This is a genomic window from Streptomyces sp. NBC_00525, from assembly GCF_036346595.1.
Taxonomy (GTDB): domain Bacteria; phylum Actinomycetota; class Actinomycetes; order Streptomycetales; family Streptomycetaceae; genus Streptomyces.
Map to the genome: position 1 here is coordinate 5,181,610 of NZ_CP107834.1, position 19,789 is coordinate 5,201,398.

Annotated in this window: 14 protein-coding genes; 12 read left to right on the plus strand and 2 right to left on the minus strand. The window is 72.6% G+C overall.

Going from position 1 to position 19,789, the window contains the following annotated elements; genetic code table 11:
- Positions 1 to 20 precede the first annotated feature (20 nt).
- From miaA to hflX, 6 genes are all read left to right on the plus strand, one after another.
- A complete protein-coding gene (gene miaA, locus OG710_RS23205; protein WP_330241018.1) occupies positions 21 to 959 on the plus strand; it encodes a tRNA (adenosine(37)-N6)-dimethylallyltransferase MiaA in 939 nt (312 codons plus the stop codon).
- Between the two features lie 104 nt (positions 960 to 1,063).
- Complete coding sequence (locus OG710_RS23210) at positions 1,064 to 1,546, plus strand: hypothetical protein (RefSeq protein ID WP_330242325.1); 483 nt, start codon at positions 1,064 to 1,066, stop codon at positions 1,544 to 1,546.
- Positions 1,547 to 1,643: 97 nt separating this feature from the next.
- On the plus strand, positions 1,644 to 2,516 hold the full coding sequence (gene dapF, locus OG710_RS23215; RefSeq protein ID WP_330241019.1) for a diaminopimelate epimerase: 873 nt from the start codon (positions 1,644 to 1,646) through the stop codon (positions 2,514 to 2,516).
- A gap of 140 nt (positions 2,517 to 2,656) precedes the next feature.
- Complete coding sequence (locus tag OG710_RS23220) at positions 2,657 to 4,867, plus strand: RelA/SpoT family protein (protein WP_330241020.1); 2,211 nt, start codon at positions 2,657 to 2,659, stop codon at positions 4,865 to 4,867.
- Between the two features lie 90 nt (positions 4,868 to 4,957).
- Entirely contained in the window at positions 4,958 to 6,412 is a 1,455-nt protein-coding gene (locus OG710_RS23225; RefSeq protein ID WP_330241021.1) for a M1 family metallopeptidase, read from the plus strand.
- A gap of 152 nt (positions 6,413 to 6,564) precedes the next feature.
- On the plus strand, positions 6,565 to 8,085 hold the full coding sequence (gene hflX, locus OG710_RS23230; protein ID WP_330241022.1) for a GTPase HflX: 1,521 nt from the start codon (positions 6,565 to 6,567) through the stop codon (positions 8,083 to 8,085).
- Positions 8,086 to 8,168: 83 nt separating this feature from the next.
- On the opposite strand, the gene OG710_RS23235 is transcribed toward hflX, so the two are convergent.
- Positions 8,169 to 9,401, minus strand: coding sequence for a trypsin-like serine peptidase (locus OG710_RS23235; protein ID WP_330241023.1), 1,233 nt, complete (start codon positions 9,399 to 9,401; stop codon positions 8,169 to 8,171).
- Positions 9,402 to 9,728: 327 nt separating this feature from the next.
- On the opposite strand from OG710_RS23235, the gene OG710_RS23240 reads away from it, so the two are divergent.
- Genes OG710_RS23240 through OG710_RS23260 form a run of 5 tightly spaced genes read left to right on the plus strand, consistent with a single transcriptional unit; the run spans position 9,729 to position 17,713 of the window.
- Positions 9,729 to 11,108 (plus strand): diaminobutyrate--2-oxoglutarate transaminase family protein, encoded by a 1,380-nt coding sequence (locus OG710_RS23240; protein ID WP_330241024.1) that lies wholly within the window; start codon positions 9,729 to 9,731, stop codon positions 11,106 to 11,108.
- 28 nt (positions 11,109 to 11,136) lie between these two features.
- Positions 11,137 to 13,137: an IucA/IucC family protein gene (locus tag OG710_RS23245; RefSeq protein ID WP_330241025.1), complete on the plus strand. Its 2,001-nt coding sequence runs from the start codon at positions 11,137 to 11,139 to the stop codon at positions 13,135 to 13,137.
- Positions 13,032 to 13,796, plus strand: a complete 765-nt coding sequence (locus OG710_RS23250; RefSeq protein ID WP_330242326.1) for a GNAT family N-acetyltransferase — start codon at positions 13,032 to 13,034, stop codon at positions 13,794 to 13,796. The genes OG710_RS23245 and OG710_RS23250 overlap by 106 nt, the downstream gene beginning before the upstream one ends.
- 60 nt (positions 13,797 to 13,856) lie before the next feature.
- A complete protein-coding gene (locus tag OG710_RS23255; protein ID WP_330241026.1) occupies positions 13,857 to 15,704 on the plus strand; it encodes an IucA/IucC family protein in 1,848 nt (615 codons plus the stop codon).
- Between the two features lie 38 nt (positions 15,705 to 15,742).
- Positions 15,743 to 17,713 (plus strand): ATP-dependent DNA helicase, encoded by a 1,971-nt coding sequence (locus OG710_RS23260; protein WP_330241027.1) that lies wholly within the window; start codon positions 15,743 to 15,745, stop codon positions 17,711 to 17,713.
- 111 nt (positions 17,714 to 17,824) lie between these two features.
- On the opposite strand, the gene lexA is transcribed toward OG710_RS23260, so the two are convergent.
- Positions 17,825 to 18,619 carry a transcriptional repressor LexA gene (gene lexA, locus OG710_RS23265; RefSeq protein ID WP_239221377.1) on the minus strand — a complete coding sequence of 265 codons (795 nt, stop codon included), beginning with the start codon at positions 18,617 to 18,619 and terminating at the stop codon, positions 17,825 to 17,827.
- A 504-nt stretch (positions 18,620 to 19,123) separates the two neighbouring features.
- On the opposite strand from lexA, the gene nrdR reads away from it, so the two are divergent.
- Positions 19,124 to 19,636: a transcriptional regulator NrdR gene (gene nrdR / locus OG710_RS23270; protein WP_111338597.1), complete on the plus strand. Its 513-nt coding sequence runs from the start codon at positions 19,124 to 19,126 to the stop codon at positions 19,634 to 19,636.
- The last annotated feature ends 153 nt before the right edge of the window (positions 19,637 to 19,789 follow it).

Here is a 19,789-nt window from a genome sequence, read left to right on the forward strand (position 1 = left end):
GTTTGGGGGAGACTGGGCCGGTGACAAGCTCAGCTCCCGCACCCCGGGTCATCACCGTCGTCGGTCCCACCGCAGCAGGAAAGTCCGACCTGGGCGTGTACCTCGCCCAGCAGCTCGACGGCGAGGTGGTCAACGCCGACTCCATGCAGCTCTACCGGGGGATGGACATCGGCACCGCCAAGCTGACGCTCGCCGAGCGCGCGGCCGTCCCGCACCGGCTGCTGGACATCTGGGACGTCACCGAGACCGCAAGCGTCGCCGAGTACCAGCGCCTCGCCCGCGCCGAGATCGACCGGCTGCTCGCCGAGGGCCGCACCCCCATCCTGGTCGGCGGCTCCGGCCTGTACGTGAAGGGCGCCATCGACGCCCTGGAGTTCCCCGGCACCGACCCCGGCATCCGGGCCGCGCTGGAGGAGGAACTGGCCGAACACGGCTCCGGGGTCCTGCACGCACGCCTCGCCGCCGCCGACCCCGAGGCCGCCCGCGCGATCCTCCCGAGCAACGGCCGGCGCATCGTCCGGGCCCTGGAGGTCATCGAGATCACCGGCAAGCCGTTCACCGCCAACCTCCCCGGCGACGACGCGGTCTACGACGCCGTCCAGATCGGCGTCGACGTGGAGCGCCCCGAACTCGACGAGCGCATCGCCCGCCGTGTCGACCGCATGTGGGACGACGGACTCGTGGACGAGGTGCGCGACCTGGAGACACGGGGGCTGCGCGAGGGGCGCACCGCCTCCCGCGCCCTCGGCTACCAGCAGGTGCTTTCCGCACTCGCCGGTGAGTGCAGCGAGGACCAGGCGCGCACCGAGACGGTGCGCGCCACCAAACGCTTCGCGCGCCGTCAGGACTCCTGGTTCCGCCGCGACCCGCGTGTCCAATGGCTCAGCGGTGCGGCGGAGCACCGGGGGGAACTCCCGCACCTGGCCCTGGCGTTGGTCGAACGAGCGGTTACAGCCTGATCACGTGATGGCATCGGGACGCTCCGCCCGTCATTTCGGCGACGCCGGGCGTGCCATCATCGAGCATCGATCGACTGGAGTCCGAGTTGGGAGGGCGCGTGGCGATGGAGGCCGGCCCTCGCGACACGGAACAAGACACACCGGAACAAGGCGTACCGGGACAAGGCCTGCCGGAACGCGGCACGTCGGACAGCGGCCGCGAGGCCGCGGGCCTCAGCCCGGACGGGCCCGACGAGCTGGACGTGGCCCCCGAGGTCGAGGTGGAGCTGCGCCCCGCCCGTCGGCTGCGCATCTGGCAGCTCGCGCCCATCGTCACGCTCGCCGCGGTCGGCTCGCTGATGTTCGCCTTCCCGCTCGCCTTCGAGTTCGGCGACGGCGGCGCGGTCGTCGCCATGCTCGGCCTGCTCATCAGCTGCTGCGCCGCCGGCTGGTCCATGATGGCCGCCCGCCGCGTCGGCCACACCTGGCCGGGACTGCCGCCCAGGGGCGCGCCCCAGCGCCCCGACTGGCGGGTGGTCGCGCTCTACGCCGGCATCTGCGCCGTGCTCGTCGCACTCGCCGTCTGGCGCGTGGCCCGGCTGCGCTGACCGGCTCCCCGGACCCCCTTCCGTACGCAGTCCCGTACGCCGTCCGCGTGCCGGGACGGTTTGCCGTGCCACCGGTGGCGCCTCGTACAGTTGTCCCGTGACCACCTCGCAGATCGCCTTCCTCAAGGGCCACGGCACCGAGAACGACTTCGTGATCGTTCCCGACCCGGACAACGCCGTCGCCCTGCCCGCCCCCGTCGTCGCCCGGCTCTGCGACCGCCGCGCCGGCATCGGCGGCGACGGCCTGCTGCACGTCGTACGCTCCGCCGCGCACCCCGAGGCGCGGGACATGGCGTCGGACGCCGAGTGGTTCATGGACTACCGCAACGCGGACGGCTCCGTCGCCGAGATGTGCGGCAACGGCGTACGGGTCTTCGCCCGCTACCTCCAGCGCGCCGGACTCGTCGAAGCGGGCGACCTCGCCGTCGCCACACGCGGCGGCGTGAAGCAGGTCCACCTCGCCAAGAACGGCGACGTCACCGTCTCCATGGGCCGCGCCCTGCTGCCCGCCGACGGGGTCACCGTCAGCGTCGGCGGCCGCGACTGGACCGCCCGCAACGTCAACATGGGCAACCCGCACGCCGTCGCCTTCGTGGCGGACCTGGCCCACGCCGGCGACCTGCTCGCCGAGCCCGCCTTCGCCCCCGCCGCCGTCTACCCGGACGGCGTCAACATCGAGTTCGTCGTGGACCGGGGCCCCCGCCACGTCGCCATGCGGGTCCACGAGCGCGGCTCCGGCGAGACCCGCTCCTGCGGCACCGGAGCCTGCGCGGTCGCGGTCGCGGCGGCCCGCCGGGACGGCGCCGACCCCGCGGAGACCGGCGAGCCGGTCACGTACACCGTCGATCTGCCGGGCGGCAGCCTCGTCATCACCGAGCACCCGGACGGCGGGATCGAGATGACCGGACCGGCCGTCATCGTCGCCGAGGGCACGATCGACCCCGCCTGGCTCGAAACGCCGAACGGCTAACCCTTCGCTCGAATGGGTGATCCGTTTCACGCTCGGCGAGAGCGGGACTCCGCCACGTGGTGGGCTCGGTAGCATCAAGCACCGGCCCGGAGGCGCGCCGCACCTCCCCACCGCCGGTCGACGTCGCCGGAGGTGCCCCCATGAGTGCAGAGGCCACGAGCCCAGGTACTCCCATCCGCAGGCGGGGCCGCCCCCGGATCGACCTCCGCAGGATCGGCAGGGCCGCCCTGTTCGGGCCGGTCTCCCGGGACGGCCTCCCCGACGCCATCGCGCACGTCGCCGAGGCGCACCGGGCCCACCACCCCGACGCCGACCTCACCGTCCTGCACCGCGCCTACCTCCTCGCCGAGACCTCGCACCGGGGCCAGATGCGCAAGAGCGGCGAGCCCTACATCACCCACCCCCTCGCCGTCACCCTGATCCTCGCCGAGCTGGGCGCGGAGACCACGACGCTCACCGCCTCCCTGCTGCACGACACGGTCGAGGACACCGAGGTCACCCTCGACCAGGTACGGGAACAGTTCGGCGAAGAGGTCTGCTACCTCGTCGACGGCGTCACCAAACTCGAAAAGGTGGACTACGGGGCCGCCGCCGAACCCGAGACCTTCCGCAAGATGCTGGTCGCCACCGGGGACGACGTACGCGTCATGTCCATCAAGCTCGCCGACCGGCTGCACAACATGCGCACCCTCGGCGTGATGCGCCCCGAGAAACAGGCCAGAATCGCCAAGGTCACCCGCGACGTACTCATCCCCCTCGCGGAACGGCTCGGCGTCCAGGCCCTCAAGACCGAGCTGGAGGACCTGGTCTTCGCCATCCTCCACCCCGAGGAGTACGCCCGCACCAGCGAGCTGATCACCGGCGCGGCCCAAGGGCCCGACCCCCTCGGCACCATGGCGGGCCAGATCGCCTCGGTGCTGCGCGAGGCGGGCATCTCCGCCGAGGTCCAGGTCAGACCCCGCCACTTCGTCTCCGTCCACCGCGCCCGCATCAAGCGCGGCGAACTGCGCGGCAGCGACTTCGGACGCGTCCTGGTGCTCGTCGGGGAGGACGCCGACTGCTACGCCGTCCTCGGCGAGCTGCACACCTGCTTCACGCCGGTGATCTCCGAGTTCAAGGACTTCATCGCCGCCCCCAAGTTCAACCTGTACCAGTCGCTGCACACCGCGGTCGTCGGCCCGGACGGCGAGGTCGCCGAGATCCTCATCCGCACCCACCGCATGCACAAGGTCGCCGAGGCCGGCGTCGTCGCGCTCGGCAATCCGTACGCCCCCGACCCCGCCCCCCGGAGCGCCGAGGGCCCCCGGAGCGCCGAAACCCCCCAGCCCGCCGAACCGGCCGACGGGGAGCGCGCCGACCCCACCCGCCCCGGCTGGCTCTCCCGGCTCCTGCAGTGGCAGCGGTCCGCGCCCGACCCCGACACCTTCTGGACCACCCTGCGCGCCGACCTCGCCCAGGACCGCGAGATCACCGTCTTCCGCACGGACGGCGGCACGCTCGGCCTGCCCGCCGGGGCCAGCTGCGTAGACGCCGCCTACGCCCAGCACGGAAACGCCGCCCACGCCTGCATCGGCGCACGCGTGAACGGCCGGCTGGCCACCCTCAGCACCGTCCTCAAGGACGGTGACACCGTGCAGCCGCTGATCGCCGAGGACGCCGCGTCCGGCCCCTCGCCCCGCTGGCTCGACCACGCGCGCACGCCCGCCGCCCGCATCGCCATCACCGGCTGGCTCGAAGCCCATCCCCAGGCGGCCGAGGCCCACCCCCCGGCCGCCGAAGTCCACCCCCGCGCCGCCGACAGCCGTCCCCGGACCGGCGCGGGACAGCAGGCCGCGCCCGCGGACCGCGACCCGCGACCGGCCCCGCCCGCCGCGCCCAGGACCGCCAGGGCCCACACCGCGACCGCCGTCGCCGGCCGGCCGGACGCCTTCGTACGGCTCGCCGGCTGCTGCACCCCCGTACCCCCCGACGAGGTCACCGGCTTCCCCGTACGCGGCGGCGCCGCCGTCACCGTGCACCGCCTGGAGTGTCCGGCGGTCGCCCGTATGAACGCGGCGGGGCGGACCCCCGTCGCGGTGAGCTGGGGCGACGAGCAGGCGTGCCGGGTGACCCTGGTCGCCGAATCGTTCGGCCGCCCCCGGCTCCTCGCCGACCTCACCGAGGCCATCGCGGGCGCCGACGCGGCGGTCATCTCCGCCACCGTGGAGCCCCCGAGCGAACAGCGCGTACGGCACACCTACACGCTGCGGCTCCCGGACGCGGCCGGACTGCCCGCGCTGATGCGGGCCATGCGCGAGGTGCCCGGCGTGTACGACGTGAGCCGCGCCAAGGGCCTGTCCGGCACGCACTGACCGGGCGCGGCACCCGGCGGCGCGTTCTCATTCGGGTGGCACGGCGCGCGCCGCCCCCTGCGGGCAGGGCGGCGCTGATAGCCGTAGTCCATGCCGTTCCTCACCCGCCGCTCGCGGGCCGTCACGCTGGCCGCCGCCTCGGCCGCGCTCGTCGCCGCCACCCTGCCCTCCGCCTCGGTGCCCCTCGGCATCGGCGACCCGCTCTTCCCGCATCTCGGCAACCCCGGATACGACGTCCTCGCGTACGACATCGGCCTCACCTACGAGGGCCGCAACGACGAGCCGCTGGAGGCCGTCACCACCATCGACGCGCGGACCACCGAGCCGCTGGAGCGGATCAACCTCGACTTCACGCGCGGCACCGTCCGCTCCGTCACCGTCAACGGACTGCGGGCCGGCTTCGAGAGCAGGGGCGAGGACCTCGTCGTCAGCCCGGCGGCCCGCATCCCGGCCGGCATCCCCCTGCGCATCACCGTCCGCCACACCAGCGACCCCACCGGCGAACGCGACAGCGGGGGCTGGGTACGGACGGCGGACGGGCTCGCCATGGCCAACCAGGCGGACGCCGGACACCGCGTCTTCCCCGGCAACGACCACCCCGCCGACAAGGCGTACTTCACCTTCCGCGTCACCGCGCCCGACGACCTGACCGTCGTGGCCAACGGCTTCCCCACCGGCCGCAGCCGCCACGGCGCCACGACCACCTGGACCTATCGCACCACGCACCCCATGGCCACCGAACTCGCCCAGGTCAGCATCGGCACCTCCGCCGTGGTGCACCGCACCGGACCGCACGGCCTGCCCGTACGCGACGTCGTCCCGGCGGCCGACCGGGAGCGCCTGGAGCCATGGCTGCGCAAGACCCCCGGCCAGCTGGAGTGGATGGAGCGACAGGTCGGCCGCTACCCCTTCGAGACGTACGGCGTTCTCGTCGCCGACACGGAGACCGGGTTCGAGCTGGAGACCCAGACCCTGTCCCTCTTCGAGAAGCGCCTCTTCACCGACCCCCGCTACCCCGAGTGGTACGTCGACTCGGTCATGGTCCACGAACTGGCCCACCAGTGGTTCGGCGACAGCGTCTCGCCGCGCACCTGGTCCGACCTCTGGCTGAACGAGGGCCACGCCAGCTGGTACGAGGCGCGGTACGCCGAGGACCACGCCGACAAGCCGCTGGAGGCGCGCATGCGCAGCGCCTACACCTGGTCGGACACCTGGCGCGCCGCCGGCGGCCCGCCCGCCGGGCCCGACGCACCCGCGCCCGGCGAGAAGATCAGCCTGTTCCGGCCGGTCGTGTACGACGGCAGCGCCCTCGTCCTGTACGCGCTGCGCCAGGAGATCGGCCACGACGCCTTCGACCGGCTGGAACGCCTCTGGGTCCGCGAGCACCGCGACTCCAACGCCGCCACGGCCGACTTCGTGCGGCTCGCCTCACAGGTCGCCGGACGCGACCTGACCGCGTTCTTCGACGGCTGGCTGTACGCGGAGAAGACCCCGCCCATGCCGGGACACCCCGACTGGCACAGCAACGCGCCGGCCGGTGCGTAAACCCGCGTGACGCCCCGCGCGGACCGTGCCACTATCGACGAGTCGCCGCGACGCCCGCAGCGGAGGATTTCCCCGGATTTCGCCGGTGGGAATCTTCCGGACAGGTCACGCGTTGTGACTGATACACCCACTCCTTTCGACGTAAGGATCAAATGACCTCCTCTTCTTCCCTTCCCCAGGACGCGTACAACGCGCAGAGCGCCACGGAGAACACGACCGGGAGCCTCACCGAGGGCCTTCGGGCCGACGCCCTGATGGAAGAGGACGTCGCCTGGAGCCACGAGATCGACGGGGAGCGCGACGGCGACCAGCTCGACCGCTCGGAACGTGCCGCGCTGCGGCGCGTGGCCGGACTCTCCACCGAGCTGGAGGACGTCACCGAGGTCGAGTACCGACAGCTCCGCCTGGAGCGTGTGGTGCTCGTCGGTGTCTGGACCTCGGGGACCGTGCAGGACGCCGAGAACTCGCTCGCCGAGCTGGCGGCGCTCGCCGAGACAGCCGGTGCCGAGGTGCTCGAAGCGGTCTTCCAGCGCCGTGACAAGCCCGACCCGGCCACCTACATCGGTTCCGGCAAGGCGCTCGAACTGCGCGACCTCGTCATCGAAACCGGTGCCGACACCGTCGTCTGCGACGGTGAGCTGAGCCCCGGCCAGCTGATCCACCTGGAAGACGTCGTCAAGGTCAAGGTCGTCGACCGCACCGCCCTGATCCTCGACATCTTCGCCCAGCACGCCAAGTCCCGTGAGGGCAAGGCGCAGGTCTCCCTCGCGCAGATGCAGTACATGCTGCCCAGGCTGCGCGGCTGGGGTCAGTCGCTGTCCCGCCAGATGGGCGGTGGCGGCACGAGCGGTGGCGGCGGTATGGCCACCCGAGGCCCCGGTGAGACCAAGATCGAGACCGACCGGCGCCGCATCCGCGAGAAGATGGCGAAGATGCGCCGGGAGATCGCGGAGATGAAGACCGGCCGGGAACTCAAGCGCCAGGAACGCCGACGCAACAAGGTCCCCTCGGTCGCCATCGCCGGCTACACCAACGCGGGCAAGTCCTCGCTGCTCAACCGCCTCACCGGGGCGGGCGTGCTCGTGGAGAACGCCCTGTTCGCCACCCTCGACCCGACCGTGCGCCGGGCCGAGACGCCGAGCGGCCGGGTCTACACCCTCGCCGACACCGTCGGGTTCGTACGGCATCTGCCGCACCACCTGGTCGAGGCGTTCCGCTCCACCATGGAGGAGGTCGGCGAGTCCGATCTCATCCTGCACGTGGTGGACGGCGCGCACCCGGTGCCGGAGGAGCAGCTCGCGGCCGTGCGCGAGGTGATCCGCGAGGTCGGCGCGACGGACGTGCCCGAGATCGTCGTGATCAACAAGGCGGACGCCGCGGACCCGCTGGTCCTCCAGCGCCTGCTGCGCAACGAGAAGCACGCGATCGCGGTGTCGGCGCGCACCGGCGCCGGGATCGACGAGCTGCTCGCCCTGATCGACAGCGAGCTGCCCCGGCCGTCCGTGTCGATCGAGGCGCTCGTGCCGTACACCCAGGGGGCTCTCGTCTCCCGGGTGCACGCCGAGGGCGAGGTCCTCTCCGAGGAGCACACCTCGGAAGGCACGCTGATCAAGGCACGGGTGAACGAGGAGCTGGCCTCCGAGCTCTCCTCGTTCGTCCCCGCGGTGCACTGAGCGCCACCGCACCGGAACAACCGAAGGCCCGTCCCCCTCGGGGGACGGGCCTTCGGCCGTCGTGGGCTCGGCGCCCCCGGCCCCTACTTGTCCGCGTACTTGTCGCTGACCGCGTCGTAGACGCCCTTGGCCTCCTTGCCGAGGCGCGGTCCGGCCAGCCAGCCGGCCGTCACCGGACCGATGGAGGTGTTGGAGACCAGCGCGGGCTTGCCGTCCTGGCCGGTGGCGATCCATCCGCCGCCGGAGGAACCGCCGGTCATCGTGCAGCCGATGCGGTACATCGTCGGGTCGCCCTGGGCCAGCGAGAGCCGGCCCGGCTTGTCCTTGCACTGGAACATCTTCTGGCCGTCGTACGGGGCCGCCGCCGGGAAGCCGGTCGCCGTCATGGCCGTGATCTTGGGCACCGCTGGGGCGTTGAACTCGACCGGCAGGGCCGAACCGACCGTCTCCTCCAGGGACTTGCCGCCGGCGCCCTCCTCGGGCGTGACGTGCAGCACGGCGAAGTCGTACGGGGCGCCCAGGCCGCCGACCGACGCGCCCTGGTCGATCCACTGCTGCGAGGTCTGCGCCCAGGTGCCCCACCAGATGCCGTAGGGGGCGACCTTCTCCTTCGGCGGCTTGTTGCGCAGGTCGGCCGTCGACATCCCGCTGTTGTTGTACGAGGGGACGAAGGCGATGTTGCGGTACCAGCCGCCCTTCTTGCCCGCGTGCACGCAGTGGCCGGCGGTCCACACCATGTTGGACTTGCCGGGGTGCGCCGGGTCCTTCACCACGGTCGCCGAGCAGACCATCGAGCCCTCGGGGCCGTCGAAGAAGAGCTTGCCCGCCTCGGGCGCGTTCTCGTGGTACTCCGTCTGCACGCCCACGGCCCGGACCGGCGCGGGAGTCGGGTCCGTCACACCCTCGTCGCCCGAGATGTCGTTGTCGACCGGCTGCTCGGGCGCCTTGTCGGCGTCCCGCATGCGGTCGGGGTCCCAGAGGCCCTCGATGATCGGGTTGATGTAGTCCTTGGCCTCACGCAGCCACTTGTCCTTGTCCCAGTTCTTCCAGTCGCCGTTCCTCCACTTGTCGATGTCTATCCCGTGTTCCTTGAGACGGTCCTTGAGGTCGTCCGGGATGGAGATCTTGCCGTCCGACGTCGCGCCGGCGGAGGTGCTGCTGCTCGGCTCGGCGCTCGCGTCGTCCTCGGTGGGCCCGCAGGCGGTGGCCGTCAGGGCAAGGACCGCGACGGCGGCGGCGGTGGCGAACGCGGGGGAGGAGGCGCGGCGCCCGCTTCCCCCGCGGCGTGCGGTGATTCCTGGTCGAACGAGACGCATGTGCTGATCCCCCTGGGACGTTCGTAACTCAAAGCTTCTGTACTGCCGTTGTGCGCGGCGCGCCGCGCGGTGTTCCGAACGGGCCGGTGACACCGAGGCATTCGGGGCGTGTCCGTGCCGGACGCGGCCCCCACTATGCCTGTGCCGCTGCCGGTGGTGTCCGGCAGGGTTGCGCTCCGCAAGGATCTTCGGATTTACCCGTGATCCTTCGGCCCCTCGGTCGTTGGTACGTCCGGGGGCACGGAGACAGCGTTCACCCTCGCAGGCCGTCCTTGCGAAATCGTACTGACGTGCAACGCAACTGTTACAGCGGGAGGATCAAGAGCCGTGGCCGTGACCGAACCAGCTCCGGCACCACCCCTCGCCGCCCACGAAGGCATCCTCCGGCGCCAGTCACTGCGTGAATCGGCGGCCCGCACCTATGCCAGGTCGCTGCCGATCGTGCCGGTGCGGGCGCGCGGGCTGACCATCGAGGGCGCGGACGGGCGGCGCTATCTCGACTGCCTCTCCGGGGCGGGGACACTGGCGCTCGGCCACAACCACCCGGTCGTCCTGGAGGCGATCAAGAAGGTCATCGACTCGGGCGCCCCGCTGCACATCCTGGACCTGGCCACGCCGGTCAAGGACGCCTTCGTCACCGAGCTGTTCGCCACGCTGCCCCGGCGGCTGGCCGAGGACGCCCGCGTCCAGTTCTGCGGCCCGGCCGGCACGGACGCCGTCGAGGCGGCGCTCAAGCTCGTCCGCAACGCGACCGGCCGCAGCGGCCTGCTCGCGTTCACCGGCGCGTACCACGGCATGACGGCGGGCGCGCTGGCCGCTTCGGGCGGCGCCCAGGACGTACGGGTGACCCGGCTGCCCTTCCCGCAGGACTACCGCTGCCCCTTCGGCATCGGCGGCGAGGCCGGGGCCAGGACCGCCGCCCGCTGGACCGAGACCCTGCTGGACGATCCCAAGAGCGGCACCCCCGCACCCGCCGGCATGATCCTCGAACCGGTCCAGGGCGAGGGCGGCGTCAACCCCGCGCCGGACGGCTGGATGCGCCGGATGCGGGAGATCACCGAGGACCGGTCCATCCCCCTGATCGCCGACGAGGTCCAGACCGGCGTCGGCCGGACCGGCGCCTTCTGGGCCGTCGAGCACAGCGGGATCGTGCCCGATGTGATGGTGCTGTCCAAGGCCATCGGCGGCTCCCTCCCGCTCGCCGTGATCGTCTACCGCTCGGAACTCGACACCTGGCGGCCCGGCGCCCACGCCGGCACCTTCCGGGGCAACCAGCTCGCCATGGCCGCCGGTACCGCCACCCTCGCGTACGTCAGGGCCAACGGACTCGCCGAGCGCGCCGGAGACCTCGGCGCCCGCATGCTGGCGAGCCTGCGTTCGCTCGCCGCCGACCACCCGTGCGTCGGCGACGTCCGGGGGAGGGGCCTGATGATCGGCGTGGAGATCGTGGACCCCGAGGCCCGCCCCGCGGGCACCGGCACCGAGGCGCCGCCCGACCCGCTGCTCGCCGCGGCCGTCCAGCAGGAGTGCCTGCGCCGCGGGCTCATCGTCGAACTCGGCGGACGCCACTCCTGCGTCGTCCGCCTCCTCCCGCCCCTCACGCTCACCGACGAACAGGCGACCGCGGTCATCGACCGCCTCGCCGACGCCCTGGCAGCCGCCGAGCGCTCACCGCGCCGCCGCCTGCCGACCGGATCGATCCGCTGACCCCGGACACCAGTACAGGAAGACCGCCGTGAACCCCACCCCCGCGCCCGAGGCCGACGGCCCTCCCTCCAGCCACCTCCCGGAGCCCGCGGCCACCGGCTGCGTCGCCGTCGAGACGACGACCGTGCCGCGCCAGAAGGAGACGCCGGACGGACTGTGGCACGCGTCGAGGCCCACCGCCCCGGCCGCCCAGGTCCTCGCACCCCCGGCGCCCCCCGCCGAGGCCGCCCACGCCGCACCCTTGTCCGGCGCCTCCAGGGCTGCCGCGCTCCCGTCCGGCGCGTCCCCGGCCGCCGACGCCCCGGTCCGTCCCGACCCGCTCGACCACCCCGATCCGCTCCGGGCGGCCGACGCGGCGGGCACCGAGAACCTGCTGCGCTGCTGGGTCCGCGAAGGCGACCTCCCCCGTCCGGCGGGCGCCACCCTGCGCATCCCGCTCCCCGCCAGCGGCACCGCCCTCCTCGTCCCCGTGCTCCACTGGTCCGCCACCGGCTGGCACCGCTTCGGACCGCCCGCCCTGGAGCAGGCCCCCGCCACCGCGCCCCCCGCCGACGCCGTCACCGTCGCAGCGCTGCTCGGCCGGGAGGCCGACCACAACGACGGGGCGGACATGGCCGGCCGGGTCGCCGACTCCGTACGGCGCACCGCCGCGTTCATCGAGGAGCGCCGACGCCGACCCGGCGCCCCCGCAGACGCCGACCCCTTCCTCACCGCCGAACAGTCGCTCCTGCTCGGCCACCCCCTGCACCCCTCGCCCAAGAGCAGGGAAGGGCTCACCGACGCCGAGTCCCGCCGCTACTCACCCGAGCTGCACGGCTCCTTCCCGCTCCACTGGATGGCCGCCGACCGCTCCGTGCTCGCCCACGACTCCGCCTGGACGGACCAGGGCCGCCCCGTGCCCGCCGCCGAACTCGTCGCCCGGCACACCGAGGGCCTGTCCTTCCCCGAGCACACCTCGCTCATTCCGCTCCACCCCTGGCAGGCCCGTGAGCTGCGGAGCCGGCCCGAGGTCGCCGCCCTGCTCGACGCCGGCCTCCTGCACGACCTCGGACCGTACGGCGCCCCCTGGCACCCCACCTCCTCCGTACGCACCGTGCACCGGCCGGGCGCCGACCTGATGCTCAAGCTCTCCCTCGGCGTCCGCATCACCAACTCCCGCCGGGAGAACCTCCGCAAGGAACTCCACCGGGGCGTCGAGGTCCACCGGCTGCTCCGCACCGGCCTCGCCCGCGAGTGGCACGCCGCGCACCCCGGCTTCGACATCGTCCGCGACCCCGCCTGGCTCGCCGTCGACACCCCGGACGGCGCGCCCGTGCACGGCCTCGACGTCATGCTCCGGCACAACCCCTTCGACCGGCACGACGACGCCGTATGCATCGCCGGACTCACCGCCCCGCGCCCCTGGCCGGGCCGGTCCGGACTGCACTCCCGGCTCTCCGACATCGTCCACCGCCTCGCCGGAACCACCGGACGCACCACGACCGCCGTCGCCGCCGAGTGGTTCCTGCGCTACCTCGAACGCGTCGTGCACCCGGTCCTCTGGCTCGACGCCCACGCCGGGGTCGCGCTCGAAGCCCACCAGCAGAACACCCTCGTACTGCTCGACGCCGACGGCTGGCCCGCAGGCGGCCGTTACCGTGACAATCAGGGCTACTACTTCCGCTCCTCGCACCGCGCCGCACTCGAACACAGGCTCCCCGGCATCGGATCGGTCAGCGACACCTTCGTCTCCGACGCCGTCACCGACGAACGCTTCGCCTACTACCTGGGGATCAACAACGTATTCGGACTGATCGGGGCATTCGGCGCCCAGCGACTCGCCGACGAGCAACTGCTCCTCGACGCCTTCCGGCGCTTCCTGAAATCCGCGAGCGAACTGGGCTCGCCCTTCCCGGCCCATCTGCTGTCGACACCGCGTCTGCGCTGCAAGGCCAACATGCTGACCCGGCTGCACGGACTCGACGAGCTGGTCGGCCCCGTGGACACCCAGTCCGTCTACGTCACCATCACCAACCCGCTGCACGGCTGAGAGCCGGGGGCGGGGGACCGGTCACCGCGCACCCGTGGCGGGACGCCGCTCCGCCGACAGCCGAGAGAGGAGCACCACCACCCGTGTCTCCCGCCGACGCGCGCACCCGCCCCTGGGCCCCCGTGGACACACCGGCCGGGACGTTCCAGCTCGTCCCGGCCGACCCGCAGCGCGACCTCGCGACACTCACCCGCTGGATGAACGACCCCGCCGTCGCCGCCTTCTGGGAGCTCGCCGGCGACGAGGGCGTCACGGCCGGACACCTCGCCCCCCAGCTCGCCGACGACAGCCACAGCACCCCCTGGATCGGGGTGCTTTCGGGCACCCCGATCAGCTACTGGGAGCTCTACCGCGCCGACCTCGACCGGCTCGCCCGGTACTACCCGGCCCGGCCCCACGACATGGGCGTCCACCTCCTCATCGGGGAAGCGGGCCACCGGGGTCGCGGCACGGGTACGGCGCTGCTGCGCGCCGTGACCGGCCTTGTGCTCGACCACATCCCCCGCTGCACCCGAGTGGTGGCCGAGCCCGACCTCCGCAACACCCCGTCCGTCCTCGCGTTCCTGCGCGCCGGCTTCCGCCTCTCCGCCGAGATCGACCTCCCGGAGAAGCGGGCCGCGCTGATGGTCCGCGACCGAACCCCCCGCACCCGCCCATGAACACATCGCCCATCCGTCCGCACCGCTCGAACCCCATCGGTTCCCTCCCGAGGAGTCCCCGTGCCCACATACCCAGCGCACCCCGACGCAATGGAGCCGCCCGCACCGCTGAGCACGCCCCCACTGAACCGGGCGGGCTGGGAACGGGCCGCCTCCCGGATGCTCGCGAAGATGCTCGGTGAATTCGCCTACGAGGAAATCATCGAGCCGGCTCCGCGAACCGCCGGCGGCAGCACGTACACCCTCCCCCTGGACGACGACAGCCATCTGACCTTCACCGCCCGGCGCGGCGTGTACGGCGGCTGGCGCGTGGACCCCGCGTCGATCCGGGTCCAGGGCCCCGACCCCGCCGGGGACAGCGCCCCCTTCCACGACCCGCTGGCCTTCCTCACCCGCGCCCGCCGCCTCCTCGACCTGGACGGCACCACGCTCGGCCACCTCATCCGCGAGCTGACCGCGACCCTCGCCGCCGACGCCCGCCTCGACCACACCGCCCTCACCGCCGGCGAACTGGCCGCCCTCGACTACGCCGAACTGGAGGGCCACCAGACCGGCCACCCCTGGATCGTCGCCAACAAGGGCCGCCTCGGCTTCTCCGCCACCGACGCCGCCCGCTACGCCCCCGAAGCCCGCGAACCGGTCCGGCTGCCCTGGCTCGCCGTCTCCCACCGGATCGCCGACTACCGCGGCGTACCCTCGCTGGCCGACCCGGAGCGGCTCTACGCGCAGGAGCTGGACCCCGCGGTGCGCGCGGCCTTCGCCGGCGTCCTGCGCGACCGCGGGCTCGACCCGGCCGGCTACCACTACCTGCCCGTCCACCCCTGGCAGTGGGACGAGTGGATCGTGCCGCTGTTCGCGCCGGCCATCGCCGCCGGCGACATCGTGCCGCTGCCGGCCGACCCGGACGTACGGCTGCCGCAGCAGTCCATCCGCACCTTCGCCAACCTCGCCCGCCCCGACCGGCACATGGTCAAGCTGCCGCTGTCGATCCTCAACACCCTGGTCTGGCGCGGCCTGCCCACCGAGCGCACCGTCGCCGCGCCCGCCGTCACCGGCTGGGTCCAGGGCCTCCGCGACAACGACCCCTTCCTGCGCGACACCTGCGGCGTGATCCTGCTCGGCGAGGTCGCCTCGGTCACCGTCGAACACCCGCTGTACGACCACCTCCCCGAAGCGCCGTACCAGTTCAAGGAGATCCTGGGGGCGATCTGGCGCGAGCCCCTGACACCGCGCCTGGCACCGGGGGAGCGGGCCCGAACCCTCGCCTCCCTCCTCCACACCGACCCGCGCGGACGCGCCTTCACCGCCGAACTCATCGCCCGCTCCGGACTGACCCCGACCGTCTGGCTGTCCCGCCTGTTCGCGGCCCTGCTGCCGCCGCTGCTGCACTTCCTCTACCGCTACGGCACCGTGTTCTCGCCGCACGGCGAGAACGCCATCGTGGTCTTCGACGAGAACGATGTGCCGGTGCGCCTCGCCATCAAGGACTTCGTGGACGACGTCAACGTCAGCGCGCAGCCGCTCCCCGAGCACGACACCATGCCGGCGGACGTGCGCCGCGTCCTGCTGACCGAGGAGCCCGCCTTCCTCACCCAGTTCATCCACTCCGGGCTGTTCACCGGCGTCTTCCGCTTCCTCTCCCCGCTCTGCGAGGAGCAGCTGGGCGTCCCCGAGAGCGAATTCTGGTCACTCGTCCGGGCGGAGATCCTGCGCCACCAGGCCCGGTTCCCCGAGCTGAAGGAGCGGTTCGAGATGTTCGACATGCTGACCCCGCGCATCGAGCGCCTCTGTCTGAACCGCAACCGGCTGCATCTGGACGGCTATCGCGACCGGCCCGTGCGCCCGCACGCGGCGGTCCACGGCAGCGTGGCCAATCCCCTCCACCTGTCGGCGTGGGGCCGGGAGTGACCGCCGATGTCAGTGGCGCCCCGTAGGCTGGCCGGGCTATGACGAAGCCATCCCTCCCTGAACTCCTGCACGCCGCCGTGACCGCCGTCGGCGGCATGGAGCGGCCCGGCCAGGCCGCGATGGCGGCAGCCGTCGCCGACGCCGTGGACGACCAATCGCACCTGCTGGTCCAGGCCGGCACGGGAACGGGCAAGTCGCTCGGCTACCTGGTGCCGGCCCTGGCCCACGGCGAGCGGGTGGTCGTCGCCACGGCGACCCTGGCCCTCCAGCGCCAGCTCGTCGAGCGCGACCTGCCGCGCACGGTGGACGCGCTGCATCCGCTGCTGCGCCGCCGGCCCCAGTTCGCCATGCTCAAGGGCCGGTCGAACTACCTCTGTCTGCACCGGCTCCACGAGGGCGTCCCGCAGGACGAGGAGGAGGGGCTGTTCGACCAGTTCGAGGCGGCGGCCCCGTCCAGCAAGCTGGGACAGGACCTGCTGCGCATGCGCGACTGGGCCGACGAGACCGAGACGGGCGACCGGGACGACCTGACGCCCGGCGTCTCGGACCGGGCCTGGGCGCAGATCTCCGTCTCCTCGCGGGAGTGCCTGGGCGCGAGCAAGTGCGCGTACGGGGCGGAGTGCTTCGCCGAGCAGGCGCGGGAGCGGGCGAAGCTCGCCGATGTGGTGGTCACCAACCACGCCCTCCTGGCGATCGACGCCATCGAGGGCGCCCCGGTCCTCCCGCAGCACGAGGTGCTGATCGTGGACGAGGCGCACGAACTGGTCTCGCGGGTCACCGGTGTGGCCACCGGCGAGCTCACCCCGGGCCAGGTCAACCGCGCCGTGCGCCGCGCCGCGAAGTTGGTCAACGAGAAGGCGGCCGACGCGCTCCAGACCGCGTCCGAGGGCTTCGAGCGGGTGATGGAGCTGGCGCTGCCCGGCCGCCTGGAGGAGGTCCCGGAGGACCTGGGATACGCGCTGACGGCCCTGCGGGACGCCGCGCGTACGGTGATCTCCGCCATCGGCGCCACGCGCGACAAGTCCGTCCAGGACGAGGACGCGGTCCGCAAGCAGGCGCTGGCCGCCGTCGAGTCGGTCCACGCCGTGGCGGAGCGCATCACCCAGGGGTCCGAGTACGACGTCGTCTGGTACGAGCGCCACGACCGGTTCGGCGCCTCGCTCCGCGTCGCCCCGCTCTCCGTCTCCGGGCTGCTGCGCGAGAAGCTGTTCACGGAGCGTTCCGTCGTCCTCACCTCGGCCACGCTCAAGCTCGGCGGTGACTTCAACGGTGTGGGCGCCTCGCTGGGCCTCGCCCCGGAGGGCACGGCCGGCGAGGACGTACCGCAGTGGAAGGGCCTGGACGTCGGCTCGCCGTTCGACTACCCGAAGCAGGGCATCCTGTACGTCGCCCGGCATCTGGCGACCCCCGGCCGGGAGGGCTCGCGCACGGACATGCTGGACGAGCTGTCCGAGCTGGTGGAGGCGGCCGGCGGGCGCACTCTGGGGCTGTTCTCCTCGATGAGGGCGGCGAAGGCGGCGGCCGAGGAGCTGCGCGGCCGGCTGGAGAAGCCGATCCTGCTCCAGGGCGAGGAAACCCTGGGCGAGCTGATCAAGAACTTCGCCGCCGACCCGGAGACCTGCCTCTTCGGCACGCTGTCGCTCTGGCAGGGCGTCGATGTGCCGGGGCCCAGCTGCCAGCTGGTGATCATGGACCGCATCCCCTTCCCGCGCCCCGACGATCCGCTGATGAGCGCGCGCCAGAAGGCGGTCGAGGAGGGGGGCGGCAATGGCTTCATGGCGGTGGCGGCCACGCATGCCGCGCTGCTGATGGCCCAGGGAGCCGGCCGTCTCGTACGGGCCACGGGGGACAAGGGCGTCGTCGCGGTGCTCGACCCGCGGCTGGCCAACGCGCGGTACGGCAGCTATCTGCGCGCCTCGCTCCCCGACTTCTGGTACACCACCGACCGCAACCAGGTCCGCCGCTCGCTCGCCGCGATCGACGCGGCCGCCAAGGCGGACGGACGCTGACCGCTCGGGGCCGTACACCGGACTCGGGGACACACAGCAGAAAGGGCCCCGGTCCCGGCACGAACCGGGATCGGGGCCCTTTCTGCTTGTCCAGAGAGCGGAGGGTGGGTCTCAGACCCGGCGCAGCACCGCGACGACCTTGCCGAGGATGGTCGCCTCGTCGCCGGGGATCGGCTGGTAGGCGGCGTTGTGGGGGAGCAGCCAGACATGGCCGTCCTCGCGCTTGAAGCGCTTCACCGTGGCCTCGCCGTCCAGCATGGCGGCCACGATGTCGCCGTTCTCCGCGACGGGCTGGCGCCGGACGGTGACCCAGTCGCCGTCACAGATGGCCGCCTCGATCATCGAGTCGCCGACGACCTTGAGCACGAACAGCTCGCCGTCGCCGACCAGCTGGCGGGGGAGCGGGAAGACGTCCTCGACGGACTCCTCGGCGAGGATCGGGCCACCGGCGGCGATCCGGCCCACCAGCGGCACGTACGAGGCGGCGGGCTTGCCCGTGGTGTCGGCGGGCTGGGTGCTCGGCTGGTCGGAGCCGCGGACCTCGTACGCGCGGGGGCGGTGCGGGTCGCGGCGCAGGAAGCCCTTGCGCTCCAGGGCCATCAGCTGGTGGGCGACGGACGAGGTGCTGGAGAGGCCCACCGCCTGTCCGATCTCCCGCATCGACGGCGGGTAGCCGCGCCGCTGGACGGAATCCCGGATGACCTCGATCACCCGCCGCTGCCGGTCCGTGAGCCCCGAGCTGTCCGCCCGGATTCCGGGAGGGCGTCCGGGGAGCGAGCGCGCTGGGCGGCCGGGCTCCGGGCCCTCCGTGTTCGTGACTGAGTCATTCATGGCATGCACCGGCTCGAGTCGGCTCTGGGAGCGGTCCTGGGCAGTGATGATGGCACTGTCTGCGGTGGTGGTCACGTCGGCGGCCCCTCTCGAATGGTCTCCCTGGCTGGACAACGGTAGTAGCTTTCGAAAGGTTGCGCCAAACACACGTTCGAGTGAAAAACGAATAAAAGACTTCCGGGGCTTCGGCGCGAGGTGTATGAGCCTGCCTACGGAGTGCGACGACACGTGCCCGGCACTCGCCGTGCGAGGGGTGCCGGCGGCCTCCCCGACCGTAACGCGGCGTGTTCCGCCGACCGCGCGCGGGGTGCCCGCCCGGTCGTCCGTCGTCCGGGTGCTTCCCGTACCCTCTTGCTCGGCCTTACGCTGCCTTCCGGCCGCCCTCCGGTGCGACACGCGCCCAGGGCTGAATGCGCGGCCGAACCCAAGATCTAGTGGTTGGATTGCTCCGGCCGCCCAGAGGTAGTGGTCCCCGTGAATCGGGGGTGCGGTCATCGCCTATGCTTGAGACCGCTTCGAGGGCCCCGGAACGGGCCTGAAGAGGCTATTCAGTCGTGCTGTGAAGGAGGGTTGGGAGCCATGCACTGCCCCTTCTGCAGGCACCCCGACAGCCGGGTCGTCGACAGTCGCACCACCGACGACGGGACCTCGATCCGACGGCGCCGCCAGTGCCCCGACTGCTCCCGCCGCTTCACCACGGTGGAGACCTGTTCACTCATGGTGGTCAAGCGGAGCGGCGTGACCGAACCCTTCAGCCGCACGAAGGTCATCTCCGGAGTGCGCAAGGCGTGCCAGGGGCGGCCCGTCACCGAGGACGCCCTCGCCAAGCTCGGCCAGCGGGTCGAGGAGGCGGTGCGGGCGACCGGCAGCGCGGAGCTCACCACACACGATGTGGGCCTGGCCATCCTCGGCCCCCTGCGGGAACTCGACCTCGTCGCCTACCTGCGGTTCGCGTCCGTCTACCGGGCGTTCGACAGCCTCGAAGACTTCGAGGCCGCCATCGCGGAACTCCGTGAGCGGCGGCCCCTCGCGGAAGCAAGCGGGGGCGGCGAGACCCTTGAGGTCCCCGCGCCCGCCGTCGCCGCCGACTAGCGGCAGCCGGCCGCGCCGATCCGGGGATCGGGCGCGGGGCCGGCACCTGGACCTTGCTCCGGGCGACGTATGACGAATGCGGCGCCCGAAGCATCAGACACACACTGTGCTGGGGAAGTTCTCGGCACTTCAGGGCGTTTTTGCCCACATATG